This window comes from Streptomyces vulcanius (assembly GCF_042653945.1).
Classification (GTDB): Bacteria; Actinomycetota; Actinomycetes; order Streptomycetales; family Streptomycetaceae; genus Streptomyces; species Streptomyces mangrovi.
Map to the genome: position 1 here is coordinate 1 of NZ_JBHSFK010000055.1, position 25,887 is coordinate 25,887.

At 71.8% G+C, this 25,887-nt stretch carries 22 protein-coding genes and 2 pseudogenes; 11 read left to right on the plus strand and 13 right to left on the minus strand.

Annotated features, from left to right (window positions below):
* Window positions 1-127: 127 nt before the first annotated feature.
* The 6 genes and pseudogenes from ACFPIH_RS49490 to ACFPIH_RS49515 all read left to right on the plus strand — a co-directional run.
* A complete protein-coding gene (locus tag ACFPIH_RS49490; RefSeq protein WP_381185940.1) occupies window positions 128-1,072 on the plus strand; it encodes an ABC transporter permease in 945 nt (314 codons plus the stop codon).
* Window positions 1,069-2,211, plus strand: a complete 1,143-nt coding sequence (locus tag ACFPIH_RS49495; protein WP_381185937.1) for a M20 family metallopeptidase — start codon at window positions 1,069-1,071, stop codon at window positions 2,209-2,211. Before ACFPIH_RS49490 ends, ACFPIH_RS49495 begins: the two co-directional genes overlap by 4 nt.
* Window positions 2,202-2,918 carry an MBL fold metallo-hydrolase gene (locus tag ACFPIH_RS49500; RefSeq protein WP_381185934.1) on the plus strand — a complete coding sequence of 239 codons (717 nt, stop codon included), beginning with the start codon at window positions 2,202-2,204 and terminating at the stop codon, window positions 2,916-2,918. The genes ACFPIH_RS49495 and ACFPIH_RS49500 overlap by 10 nt, the downstream gene beginning before the upstream one ends.
* The gene (locus ACFPIH_RS49505; RefSeq protein WP_381185931.1) at window positions 2,915-3,730 is read left to right on the plus strand and encodes an IclR family transcriptional regulator; all 816 of its coding nucleotides are present in this window, start codon (window positions 2,915-2,917) and stop codon (window positions 3,728-3,730) included. The genes ACFPIH_RS49500 and ACFPIH_RS49505 overlap by 4 nt, the downstream gene beginning before the upstream one ends.
* A gap of 20 nt (window positions 3,731-3,750) precedes the next feature.
* Entirely contained in the window at window positions 3,751-4,959 is a 1,209-nt protein-coding gene (locus ACFPIH_RS49510) for a hypothetical protein (protein ID WP_381185928.1), read from the plus strand.
* Window positions 4,947-5,113 (plus strand): annotated as a pseudogene (locus tag ACFPIH_RS49515) (YceI family protein); the annotation flags it as partial. The gene ACFPIH_RS49510 and the pseudogene ACFPIH_RS49515, both read left to right, overlap by 13 nt.
* Before the next feature lie 8 nt (window positions 5,114-5,121).
* Here ACFPIH_RS49515 and ACFPIH_RS49520 read toward each other — a convergent pair.
* The gene (locus ACFPIH_RS49520; RefSeq protein ID WP_381185925.1) at window positions 5,122-6,339 is read right to left on the minus strand and encodes a 4-hydroxybenzoate 3-monooxygenase; all 1,218 of its coding nucleotides are present in this window, start codon (window positions 6,337-6,339) and stop codon (window positions 5,122-5,124) included.
* Between the two features lie 141 nt (window positions 6,340-6,480).
* Between ACFPIH_RS49520 and ACFPIH_RS49525 the strand changes: the two genes are divergently transcribed.
* Window positions 6,481-7,176: a LuxR C-terminal-related transcriptional regulator gene (locus ACFPIH_RS49525; protein WP_381185949.1), complete on the plus strand. Its 696-nt coding sequence runs from the start codon at window positions 6,481-6,483 to the stop codon at window positions 7,174-7,176.
* A gap of 298 nt (window positions 7,177-7,474) precedes the next feature.
* On the opposite strand, the gene ACFPIH_RS49530 is transcribed toward ACFPIH_RS49525, so the two are convergent.
* The 5 genes from ACFPIH_RS49530 to ACFPIH_RS49550 all read right to left on the minus strand — a co-directional run bounded on the left by ACFPIH_RS49530 (window position 7,475) and on the right by ACFPIH_RS49550 (window position 13,817).
* Complete coding sequence (locus ACFPIH_RS49530; RefSeq protein WP_381185923.1) at window positions 7,475-9,208, minus strand: glycosyltransferase 87 family protein; 1,734 nt, start codon at window positions 9,206-9,208, stop codon at window positions 7,475-7,477.
* A gap of 148 nt (window positions 9,209-9,356) precedes the next feature.
* Window positions 9,357-10,190 (minus strand): GntR family transcriptional regulator, encoded by an 834-nt coding sequence (locus ACFPIH_RS49535; protein WP_381185920.1) that lies wholly within the window; start codon window positions 10,188-10,190, stop codon window positions 9,357-9,359.
* 161 nt (window positions 10,191-10,351) lie between these two features.
* The gene (locus ACFPIH_RS49540; protein ID WP_381185917.1) at window positions 10,352-11,419 is read right to left on the minus strand and encodes an alkene reductase; all 1,068 of its coding nucleotides are present in this window, start codon (window positions 11,417-11,419) and stop codon (window positions 10,352-10,354) included.
* 83 nt (window positions 11,420-11,502) lie between these two features.
* Entirely contained in the window at window positions 11,503-11,982 is a 480-nt protein-coding gene (locus tag ACFPIH_RS49545; protein WP_381185913.1) for a MarR family winged helix-turn-helix transcriptional regulator, read from the minus strand.
* A gap of 194 nt (window positions 11,983-12,176) precedes the next feature.
* Window positions 12,177-13,817, minus strand: coding sequence for a GMC oxidoreductase (locus tag ACFPIH_RS49550; protein WP_381185910.1), 1,641 nt, complete (start codon window positions 13,815-13,817; stop codon window positions 12,177-12,179).
* A gap of 310 nt (window positions 13,818-14,127) precedes the next feature.
* Between ACFPIH_RS49550 and ACFPIH_RS49555 the strand changes: the two genes are divergently transcribed.
* Window positions 14,128-14,820 (plus strand): TetR/AcrR family transcriptional regulator, encoded by a 693-nt coding sequence (locus ACFPIH_RS49555; RefSeq protein WP_381185908.1) that lies wholly within the window; start codon window positions 14,128-14,130, stop codon window positions 14,818-14,820.
* A gap of 137 nt (window positions 14,821-14,957) precedes the next feature.
* Here the strand turns inward: ACFPIH_RS49555 and ACFPIH_RS49560 are convergent.
* Window positions 14,958-15,353 (minus strand): annotated as a pseudogene (locus ACFPIH_RS49560) (GtrA family protein); the annotation flags it as partial.
* Window positions 15,354-15,768: 415 nt separating this feature from the next.
* Here ACFPIH_RS49560 and ACFPIH_RS49565 point away from each other — a divergent pair.
* Window positions 15,769-17,121 (plus strand): sialidase family protein, encoded by a 1,353-nt coding sequence (locus ACFPIH_RS49565; RefSeq protein WP_381185905.1) that lies wholly within the window; start codon window positions 15,769-15,771, stop codon window positions 17,119-17,121.
* A gap of 7 nt (window positions 17,122-17,128) precedes the next feature.
* On the opposite strand, the gene ACFPIH_RS49570 is transcribed toward ACFPIH_RS49565, so the two are convergent.
* From ACFPIH_RS49570 to ACFPIH_RS49595, 6 genes are all read right to left on the minus strand, one after another.
* Complete coding sequence (locus ACFPIH_RS49570) at window positions 17,129-17,794, minus strand: response regulator (RefSeq protein WP_381185902.1); 666 nt, start codon at window positions 17,792-17,794, stop codon at window positions 17,129-17,131.
* Complete coding sequence (locus tag ACFPIH_RS49575; protein ID WP_381185900.1) at window positions 17,791-19,125, minus strand: sensor histidine kinase; 1,335 nt, start codon at window positions 19,123-19,125, stop codon at window positions 17,791-17,793. Before ACFPIH_RS49575 ends, ACFPIH_RS49570 begins: the two co-directional genes overlap by 4 nt.
* A 25-nt stretch (window positions 19,126-19,150) precedes the next feature.
* Window positions 19,151-19,975, minus strand: coding sequence for an ABC transporter permease (locus ACFPIH_RS49580; RefSeq protein WP_381185897.1), 825 nt, complete (start codon window positions 19,973-19,975; stop codon window positions 19,151-19,153).
* Window positions 19,975-20,895, minus strand: a complete 921-nt coding sequence (locus ACFPIH_RS49585; protein WP_381185894.1) for an ABC transporter ATP-binding protein — start codon at window positions 20,893-20,895, stop codon at window positions 19,975-19,977. The genes ACFPIH_RS49580 and ACFPIH_RS49585 overlap by 1 nt, the downstream gene beginning before the upstream one ends.
* A gap of 163 nt (window positions 20,896-21,058) precedes the next feature.
* Window positions 21,059-22,276, minus strand: coding sequence for a polyamine ABC transporter substrate-binding protein (locus tag ACFPIH_RS49590; RefSeq protein ID WP_381185891.1), 1,218 nt, complete (start codon window positions 22,274-22,276; stop codon window positions 21,059-21,061).
* A complete protein-coding gene (locus ACFPIH_RS49595) occupies window positions 22,277-23,716 on the minus strand; it encodes a gamma-aminobutyraldehyde dehydrogenase (protein WP_381185888.1) in 1,440 nt (479 codons plus the stop codon).
* A gap of 170 nt (window positions 23,717-23,886) precedes the next feature.
* Here ACFPIH_RS49595 and ACFPIH_RS49600 point away from each other — a divergent pair, with 170 nt between their 5' ends.
* Complete coding sequence (locus ACFPIH_RS49600; protein WP_381185886.1) at window positions 23,887-24,405, plus strand: Lrp/AsnC family transcriptional regulator; 519 nt, start codon at window positions 23,887-23,889, stop codon at window positions 24,403-24,405.
* Complete coding sequence (locus tag ACFPIH_RS49605; RefSeq protein ID WP_381185883.1) at window positions 24,390-25,772, plus strand: aspartate aminotransferase family protein; 1,383 nt, start codon at window positions 24,390-24,392, stop codon at window positions 25,770-25,772. The genes ACFPIH_RS49600 and ACFPIH_RS49605 overlap by 16 nt, the downstream gene beginning before the upstream one ends.
* The last annotated feature ends 115 nt before the right edge of the window (window positions 25,773-25,887 follow it).

The following is a 25,887-nucleotide window of genomic DNA, read 5'->3' on the forward strand; positions in this document are numbered from 1 at the left end:
AAGTGGCGGGGCAGGGGGACCAGCGGCCTGAGCCATCGAGGGCAGCCAGCATGAAAGCCATCCCTGCCCCACCCGCGCAGTCCCAGAGTCGCGAACTCTCGGGACGCACTCAAGAAGGTAGGGCCGCATGAGCAGCCTTGTACCGGTGGCCGCGCTGCGCGGCAGCCGCGCGGCCTGGGCGTTCGGCGTGCTCGGGGTCACCTGGCTCGCGGCGATCCTGTTCGCGGACGGCTTCGACAGCGTCTCCAGCTTCCGCTACCTGGTGCAGACGGCGTCGTTCCTGGGCATCGTCGCCGTCGGCCAGACGCTCGTGGTCATGATGAGCGGTATCGATCTGTCCGTGTCGGGCGTGGTGGCGCTGTCGGCGGTGGTGTGCGCCAAGGTCGCCTCCGGCAGCGGCGGCGCCACGGGCATCGCGGTGGCGCTGCTGCTGTGCGCGCTGGTGGGCGCCGTGAACGCGGCCGGAGTGGTGTGGCTGCGTGTGCCCCCGATGGTGATGACCCTCGCCACCGGCACGATCCTGTCCGGCGCCCTGCTGGTGTACACGGACGGTTCGCCCAGCTCGGCGCGGCTGCCGCTGCTGGACTCGCTCGCCAACGGCCGCCTCCTCGGCGTTCCCTGGGCGTTCGCGCTGTGGCTGGCGGTCACGGCCGCCGCGTTCTGGCTGCTGCACCTCTCCCGCACCGGCCGGTACGCCTTCGCGCTCGGCGCCGGTGAGGACGCCGCCCGGGCGTCCGGGGTGCCGCTGGTCACGACGGCGTTCACGGCGTACACGGCCTGCGCGCTGCTGGCAGGGGTGGCCGGTCTGGTGCTGCTCGGCTTCACCGGCACCAGCTCGCTGACCATGGGCAATCCGTACCAGCTGCTGTCGATCGCCTCCGTGGTGCTCGGCGGCACCTCCATCCTCGGCGGGCGCGGCCATCTCCTCGGCACGGTCGGCGGCGCCCTGCTGCTCACCCTGCTGACGGCGCTGCTGACCTCCTGGAACCTCTCCGAGGGCGTACGGCAGGTCGTGCTCGGGCTGCTGATCATCGGTCTGCTGCTGGTCTACGCGAGGGAGCGCCGTACATGACCGAACCGGATGGGCTCGTGCGCGATCTGCTCCGCGATCTGGTGCGGATCCCGTCCGTCAACCCCCGTGGCGGGGCGGGCGACGGAGGCGAGACGGCGGTCGCGGAGTACGTACGGGACTGGCTCGCCCGGCACTCCGTACAGGCCGAGCTGTACGAGGTGCTGCCAGGTCGGCACAACGTCGTGGCCGTCGTGCCGGGCCGCGGCGCCGACGCCGTCGTACTGGAGTCGCATCTGGACACGGTAGAGACGGACGGCATGACCGTCGATCCGTACCAGGGGGAGATCCGGGGCGGGCGGCTGTACGGACGGGGTGCCTGTGACGCGAAGGGGCCGCTCGCCGCGTTCCTGCTCGCGGTCGCCGAACTCGCCGCCGGTGAGCCGCCGCCGTGCACGGTCGTGCTCGCCGGGGTCTGCGACGAGGAGCACGCCTACCGGGGTGTGCTGCATCTGCTGGACACCCTCATGGACCGCCCGGTGGTCGGCGCGGTCGTCGGGGAGCCGACCGGGCTGGTGCCGGCGGTCGCGCACAAGGGAGTCGTCCGGTACACCGTGCGGACGACGGGACGGGCCGGGCACAGCTCGCGGCCCGAGGAGGCGGTGAACGCGATCGCGCTGATGGCACCGGTCATCGCGCATCTCGCGGCGGCCCCGCCGGCCGTTCCGCCGCATCCGCTGCTCGGCCCGGCCACCCGGTCGGTCACCCGGATCCGGGGCGGCACCGGCCCCAACACCATTCCCGGCAGCTGCGAGGTGGACGTCGACCGCAGGACGCTCCCCGGCGAGGACCTGGACACGGTCTGGCGCGACGACCGGGACGAACTGGCCGGCCTGGGCGCGGAGGTGGATCCGCCGTTCACGGTGGACCCGGCCCTGGACACCCCGGCCGGGGCGGACGTCGTCACCGCGCTGTGCGGGGCCCTCGCCGGCCACGGCCGTCCGTCCGAGGTACGGGGCATGCCCTTCGGGACGGACGCCAGCAAGCTCGCCCGGGCCGGGATCCCGTCGGTGGTCTTCGGGCCCGGCTCGGTGACGGACGCGCACGCGGCGGCGGAGTCGGTCGAGCTCGCCGAGGTGACGCTGGCCGCGCGGGTCGTCGTCGCAACGATCCGCGGGATGGGCGGCCCGTCGTGCGGCTGACCGATCATGTCTCGCTCGTCGCCAGTGGTGCGGCCGGGTTCGATCTCAGCGATCCGCTGGACTGCCATGTCTATCTCGTACGGGGCAGCCGTCGCAGCGCGCTGATCGACGCGGGAGCCGGCCGCTCACCGCTCGCCGACCTCACGCGACCCGACTGCCTCCTCCTCACCCACGGTCACGCCGACCACGCGGGCGGAGCCGCCGCCCTCGCCGCGCGGTGGCCCGGGCTGCGGGTGCTGGCCGGCGCGGAGGCGGTGCCGTGGATCGCGGCGGGGGACGAGCGGGGGCTCAGCGTGGACCGGGGGAAGGCGGCCGGGGTCTACCCGCCCGACTACTCCTTCCCGCCCTGCCCCACGGCCCGGGCCATCGGCGACGGCGAGGAGATCGACCTCGGCGGCGGGGTGGTGCTGCGCGCCGTCGCGACGCCCGGGCACGCCGACGGGCATCTCTGCTACCACCTGCGCACTCCCGGCTACCGGGCGCTGTTCTCCGGGGACTGCGTCTTCACGGGCGGTCGCGTCTCCCTGCAGAATCTGCACGACTGCCGGGTGCCCGAGTACGCGGCCAGTCTGACCCTGCTGGCGGAACTCGACGTCGACGCGCTGTTCCCCGGCCACCACGAGATCTCGCTCGCCCGCGCCGGGCGCCACCTGGCCGCCGCCCGTGACACCGTCGCCCGCGGACTGCTGCCGAGGAGTACGACATGACGACATCACCAGCGCCGGCCCGCCGCAACCAGTCCTCGTCGCTGCGTCGCGCCATCACCGTCCTGGAGTACATCCGCGACCACGCGGGCACCGGGCGGGGCATCTCGCTCACCCGGCTGGCCGAGGAACTCGCCATCAACAAGAGCACGGTGCTCCGGCTGGCCGCGCCCCTGATCGACGCCGACCTGCTGGTCCGCGACCGCGAGACGGGGTGGTTCCGGCTCGGCCACGGCACGCTGCGGCTCGGCCAGGCGTATCTCTCCTCGCTCGACCTGCGGACCGTGGCGACGGAGCCGCTGCGGCTGCTCCAGCACGCCATCGGGGAGACCTGCCATCTCGTGGTGTACGAACCGCCGGACGTCGTCTACATCGACAAGGTGGAGAACGAGACCAACGTCCGGATGGCCTCCCGCGTCGGCAGCCGGGTGCCCGCCTACCGCACCGCCGTCGGCAAGGCCATCCTCGCCTGGCTGGGCGAGGAGGAGTTCCGGGTCGTGGTCGCCGCCGGGATGCCGCCGGTCACCCCGCACACGACGACCGACCCGCAGCGGCTGCGCGCCGAACTCGACCGGGTCCGGCGGGAGGGCTACGCCATCGACGACCGCGAGAACGAGCCGGAGGTGCGGTGCGTCGCCGCGCCCGTCTTCGACCACACCGACGCGGCGATCGGGGCGGTCAGCGTCTCCGGTCTCACCACCCGGATGACTCCCGCGCGGGTCCGCGAGGTCGGCCCGATGGTCGTCCGGACGGGCCTGGAGATCTCCCATGTCCTCGGCTCCTCCCGGGCCCGGGACAAGGACAACGGTCACTGACTCCCTGGAGGAGCCTCACCATGGAAACGTCCACCGCGTCCGCCTATGCGTTCGTCGAGGACCTGCGTGCCGAAGGCGCCGCCGCAGTCCTGGACCGCGTGCTCGGCTCGTACGGCTGCGACACCCTCACCGTCGCCGCCGCCTACCACCGTGCCCGCGACGTCACCCCGCACGGTCCGGCCAGGGTCACCCTGCGCCGCGACGGCGTCCATTTCGTGCCGCCGGCCGACCTGTTCGACGGGCTGCGCCTCACCCCGCCCGTGCAGTCGGGCGCCGAGGAGGAACCGCTGCGGGAGGTACGGCGGCTGACGGCCGAGCGGGGCGCCGCGCTGCACGGCTGGACGGTCTTCCTGCACAACACCACCCTCGGCCTCGCCCACCCCGACGTCACCCAGCAGAACTGCTTCGGCGACCGGGCCGCCCCGGCCGACCTGTGCCCGGCCCACCCCGACGTGCGGGCGTACGCCGTGGCGCTGGCCCGCGCGGTGGCCCGCCAGGGTGTGGACGCGGTGGTCGCCGAGTCCCTGCACTACGGCACCTTCGGCCACGGCTACCACCACGAACGCAGCTTCGTCCCGCTGGGCCCGCTGGAGGACTTCCTGCTGGGCCTGTGCTTCTGCGTCCACTGTGTGCGGCGCGCCGAGGCCGCGGGCGCGGACGCCGACGCGGCGCGTGCCGAGGCCGCGCGGCTGGTCGGCCGGGTGCTGGACGGCGCCGATCCGCAGCCGTGGGAGCTCCCCCGGCCGGTCGAGGCGTACGTCCGTACCCGCGTCGGCACGGTCACCTCGCTGGCCGCGAGTGTGGCCGACGCCGTGGCCGGGGAGGGGTCCCAGCTGGTCTTCCTCGATCTGACCGGCGCGGTCAAGGGCTACGCGGACGGCCTGCCGACGGGCGCCCTCGCCGCCGACGAGGCCTGGCGGATCGGTGTCGACCCGGCCGCGGTCGGCGCGGTGGTCCCCTGCTACGCCGTGCTGGCCTACGCCCGGGACGCCGAGCGGGTCGCGGCCGACACCGCCGGCTACCGGGCCGTACTCCCCGGCTCCTGTTCCCTGCGCGCGGTGCTGCGCCCGGGGGCGCCCGACACCACCTCCGCCGAGCACCTGGCGGCCAGGACCGCGGCGGCCACCGGCCCCGGCCGGGCGGACGCCGTGGACTTCTACCACTACGGCCTGGTCCCGTTCCCGGTCCTGGACCGCATCCCGGTGGCGCTGAAGGGCACGCCCTGGTGACGACCGTGCGCGGTGCCTTCACCGAGTACCGGAGCCGGCTCTGGTTCGACGGACGCCGCCCGTCACGGTCCTGGACTCCGCGAACGATCCGCGGATGCGGTTCGTCAGCACGGCGGTGCGGCTCGCGAGCAGTGACGTCTACCTCATGACCGGCTGGCGCGGTCAGTCGGGCTCCACCCCCGTCATCAGTTCCGCGAAGGCGCGGCCGGCGGCCGGGGAGGTGAACAGCCGGTCGAGGCGGGCGCGGGCCAGGTTGCGCCGGAAGGGGCCGTGGAGGGTGTCGTCGCCGGCGTCGTGGAGCGTGCGGGTCAGCCAGTCGGAGAACTCCTGGTCGTTCCAGACCCGGCGCAGACAGCGTCGTGAGTAGTCGCGCAGGGCGGTCTCGTCGTCGTTCCGGACGACGTCCCGGACCGCCCGCGCGAACAGGTCGGCGCCGTACAGGGCGAGGTTCATGCCCTTGCCGCCCATCGGGGAGACGATGTGCGCGGCGTCGCCGACGAGGAAGAGACGGCCGTACCGCAGCGGGTCGTGGACAAGGCTGCGGAGCCGGAAGACCTCGCGGTCGGTGATCGGTCCGAACGGGAGCGCAGGGTCGGCGAGCCGGGTGCGCAGGGCGTCGCGGACCCGGGTGTCGGGCCAGGCGCCGGGGTCGTCGTCGGGCGGGCACTGGAGGTAGAAGCGGCTGCTGTGCGGACCGCGCGGGAAGTGGGCGGCGAAGCCGTGCTCGCTGACGGCGAAGAGGGGGTGGGCCGGGGGCGGGGCGTCGGCGAGGACGGTGAGCCAGCCGATGCCGTGGTCGTAGGCGTGGGCGGTGAGGGCGCCGGCGGGGACGGCGGCGCGGCTGATGCCGTGATCGCCGTCGCAGCCCGCGACGAAGGAGCAGGTGAGGGAGCGCGGGGTGCCGTCGGCGGCGCGGTAACGGACCGTGGGGCGGTCGCCGGTCAGGTCGTGCAGCGAGACGTCGGCGGCTTCGAAGCGCAGGTCGCCGCCGTCCTCGAGGTAGGCGGCGATGAGTTTCTGGACCAGCACCTGCTGGGGGCAGATGCGGGCCGGCGGGCCCGCGGAGCCGTCGTGGTCGTAGTCGCGGACGAGGTGACGCTCGCCGTCCACCCGGAACTCCAGGATGCCCTCGGACGGGACGCCGCCGAGGACCCGGTCGGCGAGACCCCAGGACTCGAACATCCGTACGGCGCGGGTTTCGACGATGCCGGCCCGCTGCCGCTGCCCCACATACGCGCGGGACTGGCGTTCCAGGACGACACAGTCGATGCCGCTGCGTCGCAGCAGGTTGGCGACGGTCAGACCGGCCGGCCCCGCACCGATCACCACGACCGTCGTGGCTTCCGGCGGGTCCGTCAACTCCCATACATCCACGGTCACTTGACCACCTCCGCGGCCAGTGTGACCAGGATCGCCCACGGGCGCCACCTGCCGCGCGGGTCGATGGACGAGGGCGGGGGTATAGTGAACGAAACGGTTTCGTTCACAGAGTAGAGCGGCCCCAGCATGGAGAAGACAGGCATGGTCTCCGTACTCGTCGTCAACGACCAGTTCCTCCAACGCCTCGCCCTGCGCACACTGCTGACGGCCGAGCCCGACCTGACCGTCGTCGGGGAAGCGGCGGGCGGGGACGAGGCGGTCCGCGCGAGCACCGCGCTCCGCCCCGACATCGTTCTCCTGGGCAGCCGCCTGCCGGCGGCGGCCGGCATCGACACGATCCGCCGGATCGCCCGGCCCCCGCTCCTCCCCCGCAGCCCCGGATTCGCCGACGCCGAACGATCCGCTCCCCGCGTACTGATGCTGACCTCGGCGGGCCAGGAGAGCCAGGCCTACGCCGCCCTGCGCGCCGGAGCCGGCGGGTTCCTCCTCGACGACGCCGCCCCGGACGAACTGATCGCGGCCGTCCGTGTGGTGGCGGCCGGAGACGCCGTCGTCACCCCCGGTCTGACCCGAGCCCTCATCGACGCCGTCCGCCAGCTCCCCGCCCGGCCCCTCCACCGGGCTTCCGGGCTCGCCACCCTCACCGGACGCGAACGCGACGTCCTCGTCTCCGTCGCCTCCGGCTGGTCCAACGCCGAGATCGCGGAGCGGCTCTCCATCGCCCCGACCACGGTCAAGACGCACGTCAGCAACATCCTCACCAAGATCGGCGCCCGCGCCCGCGTCCAGGCCGTGACCTTCGCCTACGAGTCGGGGCTCGTCCGGCCGGCGGTCTGACCTCGCGGTGGCACGGACCGGCCGGACCGGCCGGACCGGCCGGGTGTGGTGTCGGAATGCCGCATCTCCGTCGGCACGGCCGATGTGATCGCCGGCTGCCGTGGTGGAAGGGCAGGTGGCTCGCGTGTCATGCCGGGCCCCGCCCCGGGCAGGCCCAGGGCCACGGTCAGCGCGGCGACGGCCGCCAGGGTGACCCGGGCACGGTGGGTCGCCCCGACGGCCGCAACGGTTACCCGGGCACGAGTGGGTCGCCCCGACGGCCGCAACGGTTACCCGGACGAAGTGGGGGTCCCGGGGCTCAGCCACGGCAGGCGACCTCGGCACGGGGCGTTCCCACGGCGGCTTCTGGCGCGGCGGCTCCGGGCACGGGACCTCCCGGCCCGGCGCCTGCCGGGATCACACCTTGCGGCACAGGACCTCCCGGCTCGGCGCCTTCCGGCGCGGCGACTCCCGACACGATGGCTCCAGGCGCGGCGACTCCCGACATCGCACTCTGCGACACGGGACCACCCTGCACGGGACTTCCCTGCACCGGACCCCCCGGCACGACGGCTCCCGGCGCCGCGACTCCCGACATCGCACTCTGCAACACGGGACCACCCTGCACCGGACCCCCCGGCGCGACGGCTCCAGTCACCGTGGCTCCGGGCGCGGTGGCTCCCGGTGCGGTGGCTCCCGGCGCGGCGGCTCCCGGTGCGGGTGTCGGACGCGGGTGGGGGAAACGCGCCGTCCGGATCAGCGGGCAGCGGAACCAGGCCGCGAGGACCAGCGGATACGCGAGGTATCCGAAGCGGGTTGCCGGGATCAGGCACATCGCCAGCCCCAGCCCCACGGCGAGCCGGTCGGCCGCCGCGACGACGGTCCGGGGCGGACGCACCGCCAGCCACACGCCCATGGCGAGGGCGGCAGCCGTGAGCGCGAACAGGGCGAGCGTCGAGCCACCCGGAACGTGAGCGGCCAGCAACTGCCCGGGAAGGGGGCTGGCCGCCGGCGAGGGAGCGCCGCCCCTGCCGAGGGGGAAGAGCACCACCTGCTCGACGAAGGCGTGCGGGTCGGCCGACGCCGCCGGCACCACGACCACGCCCGCCACCAGCAGCGCCGTACCGATGGCCCGTACCGCCGCCCGGCGTCCCGCCGTGACCGCGAGCAGCGCCAGCCCCACCGGCAGCAGCGGCCACGCGGTCCACTTCAGCGCCGCCGCCCCGCCCATCGCCAGACCGGCCGCCACCCCGGAGCCCCGTCGGCCCGCCAGCGCCAGCCCGAGGCACATCAGCCCGATCACCGGCAGATCGACCCCGCCGACCGCGAGCGGCAAGGCCACGGCGGGGAAGGCCGCGAGCAGCGGTACGACGGAGGCGGGTCCGGAGGTGGGGTCGAGGGCGGAGGCGGAGTGCCTGCCGGGTCGGCCGGGGGCGCCGTCGGCCCGCCGGGCGGTGTACAGCAGGGCACCCAGGAAGACCGCGCCGAACCACAGCCGGGCGTCCGCCGACGGAGTGGCCCCGAGGAGCGCGTGCGGCAGCCCGAACAGGGCCATGCCGGGCAGGTAGGGGTTGTAGTCGTCGACGCCGGCGGGGTGGGACAGGTACGGGCTGCCGGTGTGGAGCAGCAGGCTGCCGGAGTGCTGGACGACATGGACCTCGGACTGGGCCGACCCCGAGACGATCAGTACGGCGAGGGGCACGGCGACCGCTCCGGCGAGGGCGGCGGTCAGCGCGCCGGGGCTCGCGGCACGGCGTGCGCGGTGGGCGAGAACGGCCGCCGCGGTGTAGCCGACGGCCGCGCAGGCGCCCCAGATCCGGTGCGGGGTGAGGCTCGTGGTGAGGGCCAGCAGCAGGGCGAACACCGCGCAGGCCACCCAGTACAGGCCGGGCCGCCGGAAGGTCGCGCAGTACAGGCCGGGCCGCCGGAAGGTCGCGGCGTATCGACGTACGGGGCGTCGGCCGGCCGGCCCGGTGGGCGGGACCGTACGTACGCCGTCTGCCGGGTCCACGGCCGTGGGCGGCCGGGTGAGGAGAGGGGTCCGGGGTGGCATCAACGTGCTCCTGGGGGAGGGGAGTTCCACCCTCACGCCGGGACACCCACCGGCACTTCGGCCGAACGGCCACCCCTCCCCCGCCCCGGATCAGGCCGGTCGGCCTTTCGGCCGACGGGGGCACACTCCCCGCTCGCTCCGTCCGCCGCTACGGCGAGGAGGTACCGCCGCCCACCATCCTGACTGCCGAGCGGGTGGTGACGGGCTCGTACTCCGGGGCGACGTCGGCCATGACACCGAGGGCCGTACGCGCCAGATGAACGGCGACCACCCTGGCGGCCTCGGCCTCGTCGTTCGCCTTCAGCGCCGTCAGCAGCTCCTCGTGCTCCCGGTGCGCCCGCGCCTGGGACCCCGGTACGCCGAATCGGGCGAGCCGGATGTAGCGCTCGCTGTGCTCGGCGAGCGAGGAGAGCGTGCGGTGCAGCTGCGCTCCGACGCCCCGGGTGGCCACGCGGTGGAACTCACGGTGCGCGGCGGACCAGTCGTCCGGGCCCTTCTCGTCTGCGCCGTGCGCGAGGTCCCCGACGTCCGCGAGGTCCTTCATCCGCTGCAGCATCTCGCCCATGCGGTCGAGGTCCGCGCCGGTGAGCGTCTTCGCCGAGGCGGTCACGGCCAGCGCTTCCAGCATGATGCGGGTGCCGTACACACCGTCCAGCTCCTCGGGGTCGATCCCGCGCACCCGGGCCCGCTGATCGGGCTTGGCGTCGATCAGGCCCTCTTCCTGGAGAAGCCGGAACGCCTCGCGCATGGGGGTCCGGCTGACACCCAGTCTGCGGGCCATCTCCGCCTGGAGAAGTGCCGAGCCCGGAGGCAGTTCGCCGCTGAGGATCATGGCCCGCAGCCGGCCGTGCACGTCGAGAGCCATCCGGCGTCCACCGGGAGCCGCCTCCGCACGCGCGCCGGACACGGGAGAGCCGACCGCCTCGCGCACCGGCCCGCTCGGTTCCGGCTCTTCCGACGATTCGCTCGTGGTCCCGTTCACGACCGGAGTCTACCCAGAGGTGTATCCAATGGGAGACCGAAGACGCCGGGCCAGGGCCGATACCGCATCGGCTGACGGGCCGTCACCGCCGCGCCGGCCCGCCCACTGTATCCACATCCACCTGCCGAAGCGCATGCGCCCGGAGCGTGGCCGCCGGGCGCTCAGCCGAGGGTCGGGTAGTCGGTGTAGCCGTGCTCGTCGCCGCCGTAGAACGTCGCGGGGTCGGGCGAGTTGAACGGGCCGCCCTGCCGGAGCCGGAGCGGCAGGTCGGGGTTGGCGAGGAAGAGGGCGCCGAAGGCAACGGCGTCGGCGGTGCCGTCCTCGACGAGGTCCAGCGACTCCGGGCCGGTGGGGTTCGGGCGGGTGAAGGGGTTCAGGACGAACGTCCCCTGCCACTGCTTGCGCAGTCGGAGCGTCAGCGCGCGGTCCGGGCTCTCCATGAGGTGGAGGTAGGCCAGGCCGAGCGGGGAGAGCGCCGTCAGGAGTTCGCCGTAGAGGCCCGGCAGGTCGCTCTCGGCGATGTCGTTGTAGGGATTGCCGGGCGAGATACGGAAGCCGACACGGTGGGAGCCGATCGCGTCGGCCACCGCCGTGGCGACCTCCACGCCGAAGCGGATACGGCCCTTGGACGTGCCACCCCAGTCGTCCGTGCGGAGGTTGACGTTGTCCGAGAGGAACTGGTGGATCAGGTAGCCGTTGGCTCCGTGGATCTCCACCCCGTCGAAGCCCGCGGCCACGGCGTTGCGGGCGGCTGCGACGAAGTCGGCGATGGTCCGCTCGATCTCGGCGGGGGTGAGTTCCTTCGGGATGACGCAGTCCTGCGCGCCCTCCTGGGTGAAGATCTGGGTCTGCGCGGCCACCGCCGAGGGGGCCACCGGGACCAGGCCGTCGGGCAGCAGACTGGGGTGTCCGATCCGGCCCGTGTGCATGAGCTGGGCGAACATCACGCCGCCGGCCTCGTGCACGGCGTCGGTCACCCGGCGCCACGCTGCCACCTGCTCGGAGCTGTGCAGGCCGGGGGTGTCGGGGTAGCCCTGTCCCACCACGCTGGGCTGGATGCCCTCGGTGACGATCAGGCCCGCCGACGCCCGCTGGGAGTAGTAGACGGCCGTCGCCTCGGTCGGCGAGTGGCCGGCGCCGTAGGCGCGGCTGCGCGTCATCGGAGCCATCACGACGCGGTTGTCCAGGGTGACGCCGGCGAGGTCGAGCGGATCGAACGAGGTGGTCACGGGGGCTCCAGAATATGGTCGACCAATCAATTGGATCCGATTGTACATTGGCCGACCAACGAAACCCGTTCGAGAAGGCGACTTCAGGCCATGGAGGTGCCGGTGGAAGCGCCGTCGGCGGGGTCGGTGGAGGTGTCGCCGGTGGAGGCGACCGGCCCCCGGTTCGAGAGGTTCGCCTCGATCCGCGTCAGCACCCGCATGGCCTGCCGGCACTCCGCCTCGGTGAAGCCCGCCGCGGTGACCTCCTCCAGGTCGCGCCACGCCTGCCCGACCCGGTCCCGCAGGGCCTGACCGGCACGGGTGGCGTCCACCACTACGGCCCGGCGGTCGTGCGCGGAGGGCTTGCGGGTCACGAACCCGGCCTGTTCCAGGCGCTGGAGCATCTTGGTGACGGTCGACGGATCCAGGCCGAGCGTCTTGATCAGGTCGGCCTGGCGCTGTTCGCCGCGCTCCCACAGCTGCATCATCAGCAACTCCTGGCCCGGGTAGAGGCCGGTGTCGCGCAGCAGGCTGCCGGCCATGATCCGGTGCACACGGGCCGCACGGAAGAGTGCCTCGCTCATCGGAGCCCCGGCAACGGTCGGCACCACACCTTCTTCCCTCCCGTGTGCCGAACCCTGCACCGAATCCCGTACCGAGTCGGATTCCCGCGGCATGGCTGTCGATCCTTTCGACGGAAGGGGCACGTCCCCGGCGCTCACGCCGGGGACGTCACGTCACCCACCATTGTATTGGCCAGCCAAGAGAACGCCGATTCTCAGAAGACCCGCCCGAGGTCCTGGCGCACGATGGCCCGCATGCTGTGTTCGGCGAGGGCGGCGATGGTCATGGAGGGGTTGCAGGCACCGGTGGAGCCCGGGATGCGGGCGCCGTCCAGGACGTAGAGGCCCTTGTGGCCCAGGACGCGGCCGGCGAGGTCGACGGCCTCGCCCATGGGGACGCCGCCGAGGGCATGCCAGGTGGAGGGCCCGCCCGCGTCCGTGTCGATCATCAGACCGCCGCCCGCCGCGGCGATGGCCCTCATCCGGGCGGCGATCAGCTGTTGCAGCGCCGCGTCCGCGTCGGCGGGCCAGGTGAGTACGGCGTCGTCGGCGTCGGCGTCGTAGGCCCAGGTGCCCGCGCCGTCGACGATGCCGAAGCCGACGACGGTCAGCGCCGTGACGCCGGGCTGCTGGACGGGGGATCCGGCGTGGACGACGGTCAGCGGGATGGCGCTCGCGGGGTCGCTGCCGCCGACGCAGGCCGGGCCGCCCTGCCGGGTTCCGGCGTCGCCGTCGGGGTTGATCCAGGCCCAGATCCGGTCGCCGTTGTTGCCCCACCGGGTGCCGATGGCGTCGGGCAGGTCGGGGATCAGCCCCTTGGCGCGGGACCTGACCAGGAGCCGGGTGGTGCCGGGGGAACCGGCGTTGAGGAAGACGGCGTCGGCAGTGACGCGGATCCGCTCACGCACGGTGCCGCCGGTGTCGATGCGGTCCACGGACAGCACCCAGCGCCGGTTCGCGTCCATCGCGAGGTCGCGGACGACGTGCAGCGGCGCCACCTCGACCAGGCCGGTGGACTCCGCCTGGGCGAGGTAGGTGACGTCGATGGACTGCTTGCCGCCGTTGTTGACGCCGAAGGCGATGTCGCCGGTGGTGTAGGTCGCCTCGTACTGGCCGGTCAGCTCGCCGCGGGCGTAGCTCCAGTCGATGGGCAGCGGCACCTCGAACGGGGTCAGCCCCGCCTTGGGCGCGACCTCCCGGAACAGACGGGAGGACTTGTACGGATCGGCGGCGAGGACGTCGTAGGGGATGGTGGAGATGCCCAGCATCCGGGCGACGGTGGGGTACGCCCACCGGTCCAGGTCGTCGTAGAGACCCGCCGCGACCGGGATCGAGGTGGCGAAGTTCGCCTTGGTCGGCTGGAGGGTCATGCCGTGGTACATGATCGAGCCGCCGCCGACCGCGGCCCCGCACATCGCGGTCATGCCGTTGCCGGTGACGGCTTCGAGAACGCCGGTGTACGGCGTCCAGACCGGCGTCGTGTCGCCGCCGACGACGCTGTGGTCGGTCAGCCAGGCGGAGCGGTTGTCCATGGTGGCGAAGCGGCAGAAGGTGGTGGCGTTCGGACCGGTGCGCCAGCGCCGGCCGCGCTCCAGGACCAGGGTGGACACCCCGGCCTGGGCCAGCCGCAGCGCGGTCACACCGCCGCCGAAACCGGTGCCCACGACCACGGCCCGTACCCGGCGCTCGGTCACGGCCGGGGCGGAGGCGGCGGACGCGGGCGCCGAGGCCGATGCCGATGCCTGTCCGGCGCCGGCCACGGATCCGCCGAGCGCCGCCGCACCGAGGGCTGCCGCGCCGAGCACCTGACGGCGGCTCACACCGGAAGCGGGGCGGGGGGATGTGTTGTCGGACATGAGACTCCCGTCGGGTGGGGCCACTCGCGGCCACGGGCTCACGAGGGCCTGACTGGGGGGACGGACTCATCACTGACTGGGGTGGAGCGGTGGCCGAGCTGATGCGATGCGCACTCCGTCGGCCCGGAGCTGGAACAAGGACGCGGCGGCCTGTGGGTCCAACTCGGCCGCGGGCAAGGGGAATTGGCGTGCTTGACGTGCCCATGACGAAGGCGATGCGCGGTCACCGTAGCACCATGTGTCGCACCGTGCCACAAAGTCGCGGTGTGCCATGAACTAAGATCAGCTCAACTGTGTCGAGGAGGGGTGCATGGGCGGTCAGCCCGGTAGCCGCACGGGGCGACCGCCCTTGACGGAGCGGCGCCGCGAGGCGACGCGCATGGAGATCGCCGACGAGGCGGTACGGCTCTTCGTCGCCCAGGGCGTGGCCGCGACCACCGCGGAGGAGATCGCCTCGGCCGCCGGAGTGTCCACGCGCACCCTGTGGCGGTACTTCCGCTCCAAGGAGGAGTGCGCGCGCCCCCTGCTCACGGCGGGCCTGGACACGGTGACCGAGCGCCTGCGGGACTACTGGCGGGGCGGCGCCTCACTCACCGAGGCCATGCCGAGCCCCGAGGATCCCGGCGTGATCGACGCGCAGCGGGTGGTGGCCCTGCGCGACCTCGTACGCCTGAGCCGTGACGAGCCCGGGCTGCGCGCCATCTGGCTGGAGACGCACTTCGACGCGGAAGCCGTCTTCGCCGGAGCGATCGCCGACGGCACCGACCGGTCCGAGCACGACCTCGCGGTCCGCCTGGAGGCGGGCATGCTGAACGCCGCGCTGCGCATCGCGGTGGAGGACTGGGCCCTGCAACCCGACCGGCCCGACGGCCCGCCACTCGGCGAAACCCTCGCTCACGCCCTGCACGTCATGACCGAGTTCCTCGACTCCGAGCCCTCCACGGCTCCCGGCCGCAGACGCCTCCCCCGCCTCCCGGCCACAGGTCCACACCGCGGCCCATAACCGAGCCCCCCACCCCACGCCGACCCCGCCCGGCCAAGCCCTTCACACACTGGTCGAGCCGCAAGGGCTACCCGCTCCCGACCTCGCCCCGGCAGAGGCAGAGGCAGAGGCAGAGGCATGACCCGACTGACTCCGGTCTGGTTCCGGCCGCCGGCGAAGACGAACAGACGCAGCACCAGGAAACGTCCGATTCCCGCGAGCCCAGAGGCACCGAGGTAGACGGCCTGCTCGCTCGCCGTCCCGGCCGACGGCCGCGCCACGTGAAGGATGAACATCGCGGTGCAGGTCACCCCGTAGGCGACCGAGGCCGACCCTGCGGACTGCCAGTGCCGGCGCCATCCGGCGCGCCGGCCGGTCCCGAAGGTGAATCGTGCGTGGAGCTCTGTGCACAGGAGAGTGGAGGCGATGGTGACGAGTGCGTTCGCCACCGCCCAGGGCATCAGCCCGGCAAGCAGTGCCACGGCCGGGCCGGCCGCGACTCCGACACCGCCGCCGCACAGTGCGAACCGGGCGAAGGAAGCCAGTGGACCCAACCGATCAAGAAAGAAAGCCACAGAAGGGTCTCCACATCCGAACTCGGGGAACCCTTCCAGGCTGTCCGCGCGGCCCCCGTCCGTCTTCGTGTGGCCGCCGGTACGCCCCTACTGCATGCGCAGTAGACGCGCTCACAGGTGGAGTCGGCCGGTAAGCATCGCCGTCGCCAATTCGACCATTTCGGCAGCATTTCCGGATTTACCTGGGCTGAGTGGTACCGCAGTACCACCCCGCCAAGCCATTTGTCTCCCGTGGTCCCACGGACACGGCAGTGGACCTCTTAGTCTGATTGGGCCGTAATCGCAGTGCATCGCCCAGGGATCCGAATGCAGGGACGGTGTCGCAATTTCCTCCGTCGCTGAACCGGGACCAAAAAGAATGCTGTTCTACAGGACATGACCATAAAGGATAGCCATGGCACTGTTCAGAAGTACGTCCACGAAATTAAGCGCGGCAGCGCTCTCCGCGCTGTTCCTGCTGGGTGAATCACCCGCCGCCATGGCGGCGCAGGACGACGCAGGCCTCGCGGCGATTCACGAGGTCGACGTCACCGACATGCAGGCCACCAAAGAGGGCCAGCCGACGGTCGCCGTCAATCCGAGAAACCCGAACAACCTGGTGTTCGTCTCGACGATCTTCCCGCCGTCGCCGGGGCTGGAGCCGGTCGACGGCGGGTGTTTCCTGGCCTATTCGAACGACAAGGGCGACACCTGGACCCGGGTGCCGTGGCCGCTGGGTGACGCAGCGCCCAAGTGCGGCGAGCCGAGCGTGGCCTTCGACGCGAAGGGAACCGTGTACGTAGACAACAACCAGGTCAGCTCGGGTCTGGAAGCGAACCTGCTGAACCACAACCAGGTCTCGAAGTCGACGGACGGCGGCCGGACCTGGACCGATCCGGTGACCACGCCGCTGCTGCTCGGCGGTGCCCCCAAGATGCGGGTGGATGCCGCGACGGGCAAGGTCTACGCGGTCGCCGGCAAGGTGTGGGAGTACCCGAGCGCGATCTCCGTCAGCGCCGACGGCGGCAGGACCTTCAGCCGGCCGCAGGTGATCCCGGGCCCGATGCCCTGCATCGAGGTGGCCCCGGGCATCCCGCTCGTGTGCGGCTACCCGGGACGCGAGATCGCCGTGTACGGCGGGATCCTCGTGTCCGCCTCCCAGGAGGCAGGCAGTCCGGTGAACTTCCACGTCAGTCGCGACGACGGCCGGACGTGGACGAACACGACGGTGAACGACGGCCGGGGAACCCCTGTTCCGGCGGGCACCGGGTCTCTGGTGCCGACTCCGGGGCTGGGCGCTGCCGCCGACCCCGTCCCGTGGGTGGCTGCCGATCCCTCCCACCGCGGCCGGTTCGCCGTCATGGTGCCGCGGGACTCCAACACCCTGGAGGTCTACGTCACCCCGGACGCCGGCAGGACCTGGACCGGGCCGGCCGTGATCTCCACCCCGAACGCCCAGCGGCCGGCGATCGACTTCGGCGCGAACGGCGATCTGGGTGTCATGTGGCGGACCACCACGGGCGACGCGTTCTCGGTCGTCTCGTTCGACCACGGGCGCTCGTTCAGCGCCCCGGTGCAGGTCAACCATGTGACCGAGCCGGTCGGGGAGATGGGCCCTCCCGGTGACCGGTGGTCGGGGATCACCCTGGCCGGCAGTTATGTGTACGTCACGTGGGCCGACGGGCGGAACGGCTCCTCCCTGGATTCCAACCTCAGCCGGGTGCCGCTGAAGCTGTACAAGCGCCCCGCCGCGAAGGCGGCACACTGACAGGCCCTCAGGGCCTTGGGGTGACCAGTCCCGCGTCGTAGGCGATGATGACTGCCTGGATGCGGTCGCGGGCGCCGATCTTGGCCATGACCCGGCCGACGTGCTTCTTCACGGTGGACTCGGTCAGCACCAGACGGTCGGCGATCTCCGCGTTGGTCCACCCCGTGCCGATGGCCACGAGCACCTCGTGTTCGCGTTCGCTGAGCGCGGTCAGCCGCGCGTCCGTGTGACGCCGGGCGCCGGGCGCCAGGAAGTGGTGGGCGTGGGCGTCGAGCAGGCGCCGGGTCAACCGGGGGGACACGACGGCGTCACCGGTCGCGACCGCCTGGATCCCGGCGAGGAGTTCTGCCGCCCGGACGTCCTTGAGCAGGAACCCGCTGGCCCCGGCGCGCAGGCCGGCGTAGGCGTACTCGTCGAGATCGAAGGTGGTCAGGATGAGCACGCGGGTGCGGGCGCCGGCCGCCACGATCCGGCGGGTCGCCTCGATGCCGTCGACACCGGGCATCCGGACATCCATCAGGACCACATCAGGACGTAGATCGGCTGCCATACGGACGGCCTGCGTCCCGTTGTCGGCCTCACCGACGACCGTCATGCCGGGTGTGCCGTCCAGCAGCATCCGGAAGCCCATGCGGGGCAGGGGCTGGTCATCGGCGATCAACACGGTGGTCATGACGTGGACTCTCCGAACGTGGCCGAGGCGGACGGATCCATCAGGACTTCCACGATCCAGCCCTGGTTGTCGTCACGCGGTCCGATGGTGACGGCGCCGTCGTAGAGCGCGGCCCGTTGGCGGATGCCGATCAGACCGTGCCCGGTGTCCCCGCGGGCAGCGGTGGGCCGTTCCCGCGACGGCGAACCGGTGTCGGTGACACACACGCGCAGCCGGCGGCCCTCGACCGCGACCGTGACCTCGGCCGTTGCGCCGGGGCCGACGTGTTTGAGGGTGTTGGTCAGGGCCTCCTGCACCACGCGGAACACCGTGAGCCCCACGCCGCGGCTCAACTCGTCGACCGGTCCTGCGGTGCGGTAGGTCACCGACAGGCCTGCCGCACGCACCCTGTCGAGGAGGGATTCCAGGTCGCGGACGTCCGGCTGCGGGGACCGGGGGGTGTCCTCCTGCTCACGGGACTCGCGCAGCACCCCCAGCACGCGACGCAGCTCGTCCATCGCCTGCCGGCCGGTGTCACCGATCAGATGGAGTGCCTGCTCGGTCCGTGCGGGGTCGCGCGCGACGAGCACGGCGGCGCCATCGGCCAGATTCACCATGACCGACAGGTTATGGCCGACGATGTCGTGCATCTCGCGGGCGATCCGGGAGCGCTCGGCCGCCGCGGTCAACCGGCCGCGCTGGTCGCGCTCGATCTCCAGCCGCGCCGCACGGTCCCGCAGCGCGGACAGATACAGCCGGCCGATCCGGAAGGTCAGGCCCAGAGTGACGGCACCGACACCGGTGCCGGTGGACAGGACCAGGAAGGCCACCGGACTGTCCGCGGGGACCACGAGGACCACGATCAGCACCCACCCGGCCACGGTCCCCGGCAGCGCCCAGCATATCGCCCGGATCGAACCATGCAGGGCGAGGTTGAACAGGGCCATGAGCAGAACGGCGGCGGCCGCGGGCCCCAGCCCCAGCGACCACAGCACAGGACACACGAGGAGACTGACGCAGAAGGCCGTGCCGGGAGCGCGACGTCGCCACCACAGCGGCACGACCAGCACCGCCGCGACAGCCAGCACCACGCCGACGGGCAGGCCGGCTCCCACCGGGCGCGACACCGGATGCCCCGGGGTGTGCACCAGCAGATCCGGCGGCGCCGCTGCCGCGGCCAGGACGACCACGGTGCTGTCGAGCAGCCACGGACGCCGCCGGTCGGCCGCCCGCAGACGGCTCAGCACCCGCAGCAGCAGTCGCATCACGGGGTGCGCCCGGACGGCGTCCGGCCCGGGCCAGGGTGAAGCCGTCCCGGCCCGGGCCGATCGCGCTGTCATCGTGCGGTCCATCGCCTCCCTCCTCGCGGCGGGGTCCTCAGACGTCACTGCGGCGCAGCCGGTGGGCCGCACCGGCCAGCAGCAGTACGGCCCACACCACCAGTGCCGCCACGCCCGCCCCGGGGCCGACCAGGGAGTCGCCGGACTCGTGCAGGGTCATCACCGACTGGCCGGCGTTGCTGGGCAGGTAGCGGCCGGCGGTGTCGCCCAGGGAACTGGGCAGCAGCCCGGTCAGACCGGGCAGCACGAGCACCACACCGGCCAGGATCGCGATGCCTCCGGCGTTGTTGCGCACCAGCAGGCCGACCGTCACGCCGTACACACCGACCAGGCGCAGGTACAGGCCCGCACCCACCAGGCAACGGAAGACCCCGGCGTCCCCGAGGGACAGCGCGATCTTCTCGCCGTGCAGCGCGGCGCTCCCGAGCAGGAACGAGACCAGGGCCCCCACGGTGGACGTGACGAACGCGATCGGGCCGTACACCGCGCACTTCGCCCACAGCACGGGCAGCCGGCCGGGCACGGCGGCGAACGTCGAGCGGACCATCCCCGTGCTGTATTCACCGGCCGACAGCAGAACACCGAGCGCACCGACAGCCAGTGCCGCGAGGTTGGTGCCGGCCAGTGCCAGGGTCAGTGCCGCACCGGATGCCGCGTCCTTCCCGCCCAGCGGGCCGCTCGGGCTGTAGAGGGCGGCGGCGATCACCCCGATCACCACCAGGAACAGCACGGCCACCCCCAGCGTGATCCAACTGGAGCGCAGCGACCAGAACTTGGCCCACTCCGAACGGACCACCCGCCGACCGGTCACGCGGTACGCCGGACGCTCCGGCGTGGTAGCCGTGATGGTGCTCGCGGTCATCAGGCGGCCCTCCCGGCGTCGCTGCTGTGGTACTCCACCGCATCCTGGGTCAGATTCATGAACGCCTCCTCCAGGGACACCGACTCGGTGACAAGTTCGTACAGCGGCACCCGATGCTCGGCGGCCACCTGCCCGATCCGCCGCGTGTCCAGCCCGGAGACGACCAGTCGCTCGGCACCCGCCGAGGTCACGGTGACTCCCGGCGCCGCCAGCAGCGAACGCAGCCGCGCGGGCTCGCCGGTGGCCACCCGCACCCCCCTGTCCTCGCTCTCCTCGACCAGCGCGTCCACGGTCGTCTCGGCCAGCAGCCGCCCCCGTCCGACGACCACCAGACGGTCGGCGGTCTGCGCCATCTCGCTCATCAGGTGCGAGGACAGCATCACCGTCCGGCCTTCGGCGGCCAGCCCGCGCAGCAACTCCCGTACCCACCGCACGCCTTCCGGGTCCAGCCCGTTGACCGGCTCGTCCAGCATCACCACCGCGGGATCGCCCAGGAGCGCTGCGGCGATACCCAGCCGCTGCCCCATCCCCAGCGAGAACGCCCCGACCCGCTTGTGCGCCACGGCGTGCAGCCCGGCAAGACCGATGACTTCCTCCACCCGCCGCCGTGGCACGCCGTGCGTGTACGCCAGCGCCATCAGGTGGTTGAACGCGCTGCGGCCCGGATGCACCGCCTTCGCCTCCAGCAGCACTCCCAACTCCTGCAAGGGCGCGCGGTGTTGGGCATAAGGCTTGCCGTTGACCAGAGCCGTACCGCTGGTCGGCGCGTCCAGACCCACGATCATCCGCATGGTGGTGGACTTGCCCGCCCCGTTGGGCCCCAGGAACCCGGTGACCTGGCCCGGCGGGGCGGTGAAGCTCAGGGCGTCCACCGCCGTCCTGTCCCCGTACCGCTTGGTCAGCTCACGAACTTCGATCACGGTGCTGCTCCCCGCTTCTGCCCGGCCCGGCATCCGGCCGGGTCACTGGTTCGAGGCTAGGAGCGGCCACGCGACGACCCGTGGACCCGCAGGTCACAATCACCGCTGGTCACTGGTACCGCAGTACCATCGGGCGGTATCGCCCTTTCGGCGCCGTCAGGGTTCACAACCCCACGATCACGTTCCACCGCTTCGTGAACTCCACCCGCTCCCGGGACGTGATGTCGCGGGCGATGGCGAGGCGGCTGCGCATCGCGGTGTCGGGGAAGATCAGCGGGTTGTCGGCGAGGGCCGCCGTGTCCTCGTCGTCGGAGTCGGCGAGGACCGCCTGTGCGGCCGGGACCGGGCAGACGTAGTTCACCCAGGACGCGAGTTCGGCGGCGACCTCGGGGTCGTAGTAGTAGTCGATCAGGCGCTCGGCGTTGGCCTTGTGCCGGGCGAGGTCGGGGACCATCAGGGAGTCCGACCACAGCTCGGCGCCCTCCTCGGGCACGACGAAGCGGATGTCGGGGTTGTCCGCCTGGAGCTGGATGACGTCACCGGAGTACGCCTGACAGGCCAGGACGTCCCCGCTGACCAGGTCCTTGGTGTAGTCGTTGCCGGTGAAGCGGCGGATCTGGCCCGACCTGACCTCCTTCTCCACCTGGTCGCACACGGTGTGGAAGTCGTCGGCGGTCCACCGGGTGACGTCGACGCCGTTGCCCTGCATCAGCAGCGCGAACGCCTCGTCGAGGCCGGAGAGGAGGGTGACCCTGCCCTTCAGGTCCCCGGCCCAGAGGTCGGCGACACCGCGTATCTCACGGCCCAGCCCGCGGCGGTTGTAGGCGATGCCGGTGATGCCGGACTGCCAGGGCACGGTGTACCCGCGGCCGGGGTCGAAGGCCGGTGAGCGAAGGAGGGGGTCCAGGTGACGGGTGACGTTCGGCTGGCGGGCCCGGTCCATCTCCTGGACCCAGCCGAGGCGTACGAACCGGGCGCACATCCAGTCGCTGATGACGATCAGATCGCGCCCGGTCTGCTGGTGGTTCATCAGCGCGGGGCTGATCTTGCCGAAGAACTCGTCGTTGTCGTTGATCTCCTCGACGTAGTCGACGGAGATACCGGTGCGCTTCCCGAAGGCCTCCAGCGTGGGCCGCTTCTTCGCGTCGTCGTCGTCCGTGTCGATGTAGAGCGGCCAGTTCGCCCAGGTCAGCCGCTTGTCCTCGGCGGAGTGATCGACGCCGGCGCGCTCCCCGGCCGCCACGTACGCGGGGCGCACCCCGCATCCGGCGAGAGCGCCGAGGCCGCCGAGCGCGGCGGTGCCGCCGAGGGCGCGCAGCAGGGAACGGCGTGAGGCGAGGGGCGTGCGCGCGGCACGCCCCTCACGGCTGGAACCCGCCAACTACGCCTCCAGGGATGTCATCACATGCTTGATGCGCGTGTAGTCGTCGAAGCCGTAGGCCGAGAGGTCCTTGCCGTAGCCGGACTTCTTGAAGCCGCCGTGCGGCATCTCCGCGACGAGGGGGATGTGGGTGTTGATCCACACGCACCCGAAGTCGAGCTTCTTCGACATCCGCATCGCCCGTCCGTGGTCCTTGGTCCACACCGAGGACGCGAGGGCGTAGTCGACGCCGTTGGCCCACTCCACCGCCTGGTCCTCGTCCGTGAAGGACTGGACGGTGATGACCGGTCCGAAGACCTCGTTCTGGATGATCTCGTCGTCCTGCTTGAGGCCGGAGACGACGGTCGCCGCGTAGAAGTAGCCCTGCTCGCCGACCCGTTGGCCGCCCGCCTCGACCTTGGCGTGGGCGGGGAGGCGCTCGATGAAGCCGGAGACCTGCTTCAGCTGGTTGGGGTTGTTCAACGGCCCGTACAGGACGTCCTCGTCGTCGGGCCGGCCCGTCTTCGTCTCCGCCGCAGCCTTCGCCAGCGCCGCCACGAACTCGTCGTGGATCGCCTCCTGGACGAGGACCCGGGTGGCCGCCGTACAGTCCTGGCCGGCGTTGAAGTAGCCCGCGACGGAGATGTCCTCGACGGCCTTGGGGATGTCGGTGTCCTCGAACACGACGACGGGCGCCTTGCCGCCCAGCTCCAGATGGACCCGCTTCAGATCCCTGGACGCCGACTCGGCGACGGACATGCCCGCCCGCACCGAACCGGTGATGGAGGCCATCGCCGGAGTCGGGTGCTCGACCATCAGCCGGCCGGTGTCACGGTCGCCGGTGACGACGTTGAAGACGCCCTTGGGGAGGATCGAGCCGAGGATGTCGGCGATCAGGACGGTGGAGGCGGGGGTCGTGTCCGACGGCTTCAGCACCACCGTGTTGCCGGCCGCGAGCGCCGGGGCGAACTTCCATACGGCCATCATCATCGGGTAGTTCCACGGCGCGACCTGCGCGCAGACGCCCACCGGCTCGCGGCGCACGATGGACGTCATCCCGTCCATGTACTCGCCGGCGCTGCGCCCCTCCAGCATCCGGGCCGCACCCGCGAAGAAGCGGATCTGGTCGACCATCGGCGGGATCTCCTCGGAGCGGGTCAGCCCGATCGGCTTGCCCGTGTTCTCCACCTCGGCCGCGATGAGTTCCTCGGCGCGGTCCTCGAACGCGTCCGCGATCTTCAGCAGGGCCTTCTGGCGCGCGGCGGGGGTGGTGTCGCGCCAGCCCGGGAAGGCCGCGGCGGCTGCCGCCATCGCGGCGTCCACGTCCGCGGGGCCGGACAGCGGCGCGGTCGCGTACGCCTCGCCGGTGACGGGGTTGACCACCTCGGTGGTCCGTCCGTCGGCGGCGTCCCGGAACTCACCGTCGATGTAATTGCGCAGACGACGCAGTTCGGTGCTCACTTGACCGGCCCTCCAAGGTTGCCGAATGTCCACTGGCTGAGACACCCACACTAATCCTTGCTCCGACGTTTTCAACACCCCTGATCGCATCATGGCTGCGAAATCCGCAGGTCTCACTCACGTAAACAACGAATTTCATCGCATCAGCCTTGCGGAACTGTCGAGACGTCGTGCACAGTGAGCGCGTGGCCAGTCGAAGCGCAGAGCACAGGGACGCCCGCGAGTCCAGGAACACCGGCACCCCTCACCTGGATGCCGTCAGCCTCGGCATCATCGAGCAGCTCCAGGAGGACGGCCGCCGGCCCTACGCCGCGATCGGCAAGGCCGTCGGCCTCTCCGAGGCGGCCGTGCGCCAGCGCGTCCAGAAGCTGCTCGACCAGGGCGTGATGCAGATCGTCGCCGTCACGGACCCGCTCACCGTGGGTTTCCGCAGGCAGGCGATGGTCGGGATCAACGTCGACGGCGACCTGGACCCGGTGGCCGACGCGCTGAGCGACATGGCGGAGGTCGAGTACGTGGTGATGACCGCGGGCTCGTTCGACATCCTCGCCGAGATCGTCTGCGAGGACGACGACCACCTGCTGGACGTCATCAACAAACGCATACGGGCGCTGCCCGGCGTGCGCTCCACCGAGAGTTTCGTTTATCTGAAGCTCAAGAAGCAGACCTACATGTGGGGAACCCGATAACCGTGAGCCAGAAGGACCTCAGCAGGACCGCCTACGACCACCTGTGGATGCACTTCACCCGCATGTCGTCGTACGAGAACGCCCCGGTTCCGACCATCGTCCGGGGCGAGGGCACCTACATCTACGACGACAAGGGCAAGCGCTACCTCGACGGTCTCGCGGGTCTGTTCGTGGTCCAGGCCGGCCACGGCCGCACGGAACTCGCCGAGACCGCCTTCAAGCAGGCCCAGGAGCTGGCGTTCTTCCCGGTGTGGTCCTACGCCCACCCCAAGGCCGTCGAGCTGGCGGAACGTCTCGCCCACCACGCGCCGGGCGACCTCAACAAGGTCTTCTTCACCACCGGCGGCGGCGAGGCCGTCGAGACCGCCTGGAAGCTCGCCAAGCAGTACTTCAAGCTGACCGGCAAGCCCACCAAGTACAAGGTCATCTCCCGCGCGGTCGCCTACCACGGCACCCCGCAGGGCGCCCTGTCGATCACCGGCCTGCCGGCCCTCAAGGCTCCCTTCGAGCCGCTGGTCCCCGGCGCCCACAAGGTCCCGAACACCAACATCTACCGCGCGCCGATCTTCGGCGACGACCCCGAGGCCTTCGGCCGCTGGGCCGCCGACCAGATCGAGCAGCAGATCCTCTTCGAGGGCCCGGACACGGTCGCCGCGGTCTTCCTGGAGCCGGTGCAGAACGCCGGCGGCTGCTTCCCGCCGCCGCCCGGCTACTTCCGGCGCGTCCGCGAGATCTGCGACCAGTACGACGTCCTGCTCGTCTCCGACGAGGTCATCTGCGCCTTCGGCCGCCTCGGCACGATGTTCGCCTGCGACAAGTTCGACTACGTCCCGGACATGATCACCTGCGCCAAGGGCATGACCTCGGGCTACTCCCCCATCGGCGCCTGCGTCATCTCCGACCGGCTCGCCGAGCCGTTCTACAAGGGTGACAACACCTTCCTGCACGGCTACACCTTCGGCGGCCACCCGGTCTCCGCGGCGGTCGGCCTCGCCAACCTCGACCTGTTCGAGCGCGAGGGCCTCAACCAGCACGTCCTCGACAACGAGGGCGCGTTCCGCGCGACGCTGGAGAAGCTGCACGACCTGCCGATCGTCGGCGACGTCCGCGGCAACGGCTTCTTCTACGGCATCGAACTCGTCAAGGACAAGGCGACGAAGGAGTCCTTCGACGCCGAGGAGACCGAGCGCGTCCTGTACGGCTTCCTGTCCAAGGCCCTCTTCGACAACGGCCTGTACTGCCGTGCCGACGACCGCGGCGACCCGGTCGTCCAGCTCGCCCCGCCGCTGATCTCCGACCAGGGCACCTTCGACGAGATCGAGGAGATCCTGCGTGCGACGCTGACGGAGGCGTGGACGAAGCTGTGATCAGCTGAATCTGTGATCAACACCGGCCCCGGGCCGCCGTTCGAGTGAGAAACGGCGGCCCGGGGCCGTGTGCTGTGCGGATGCCCGCCGCGACCTCCTTAGCGTGCTCGTGACC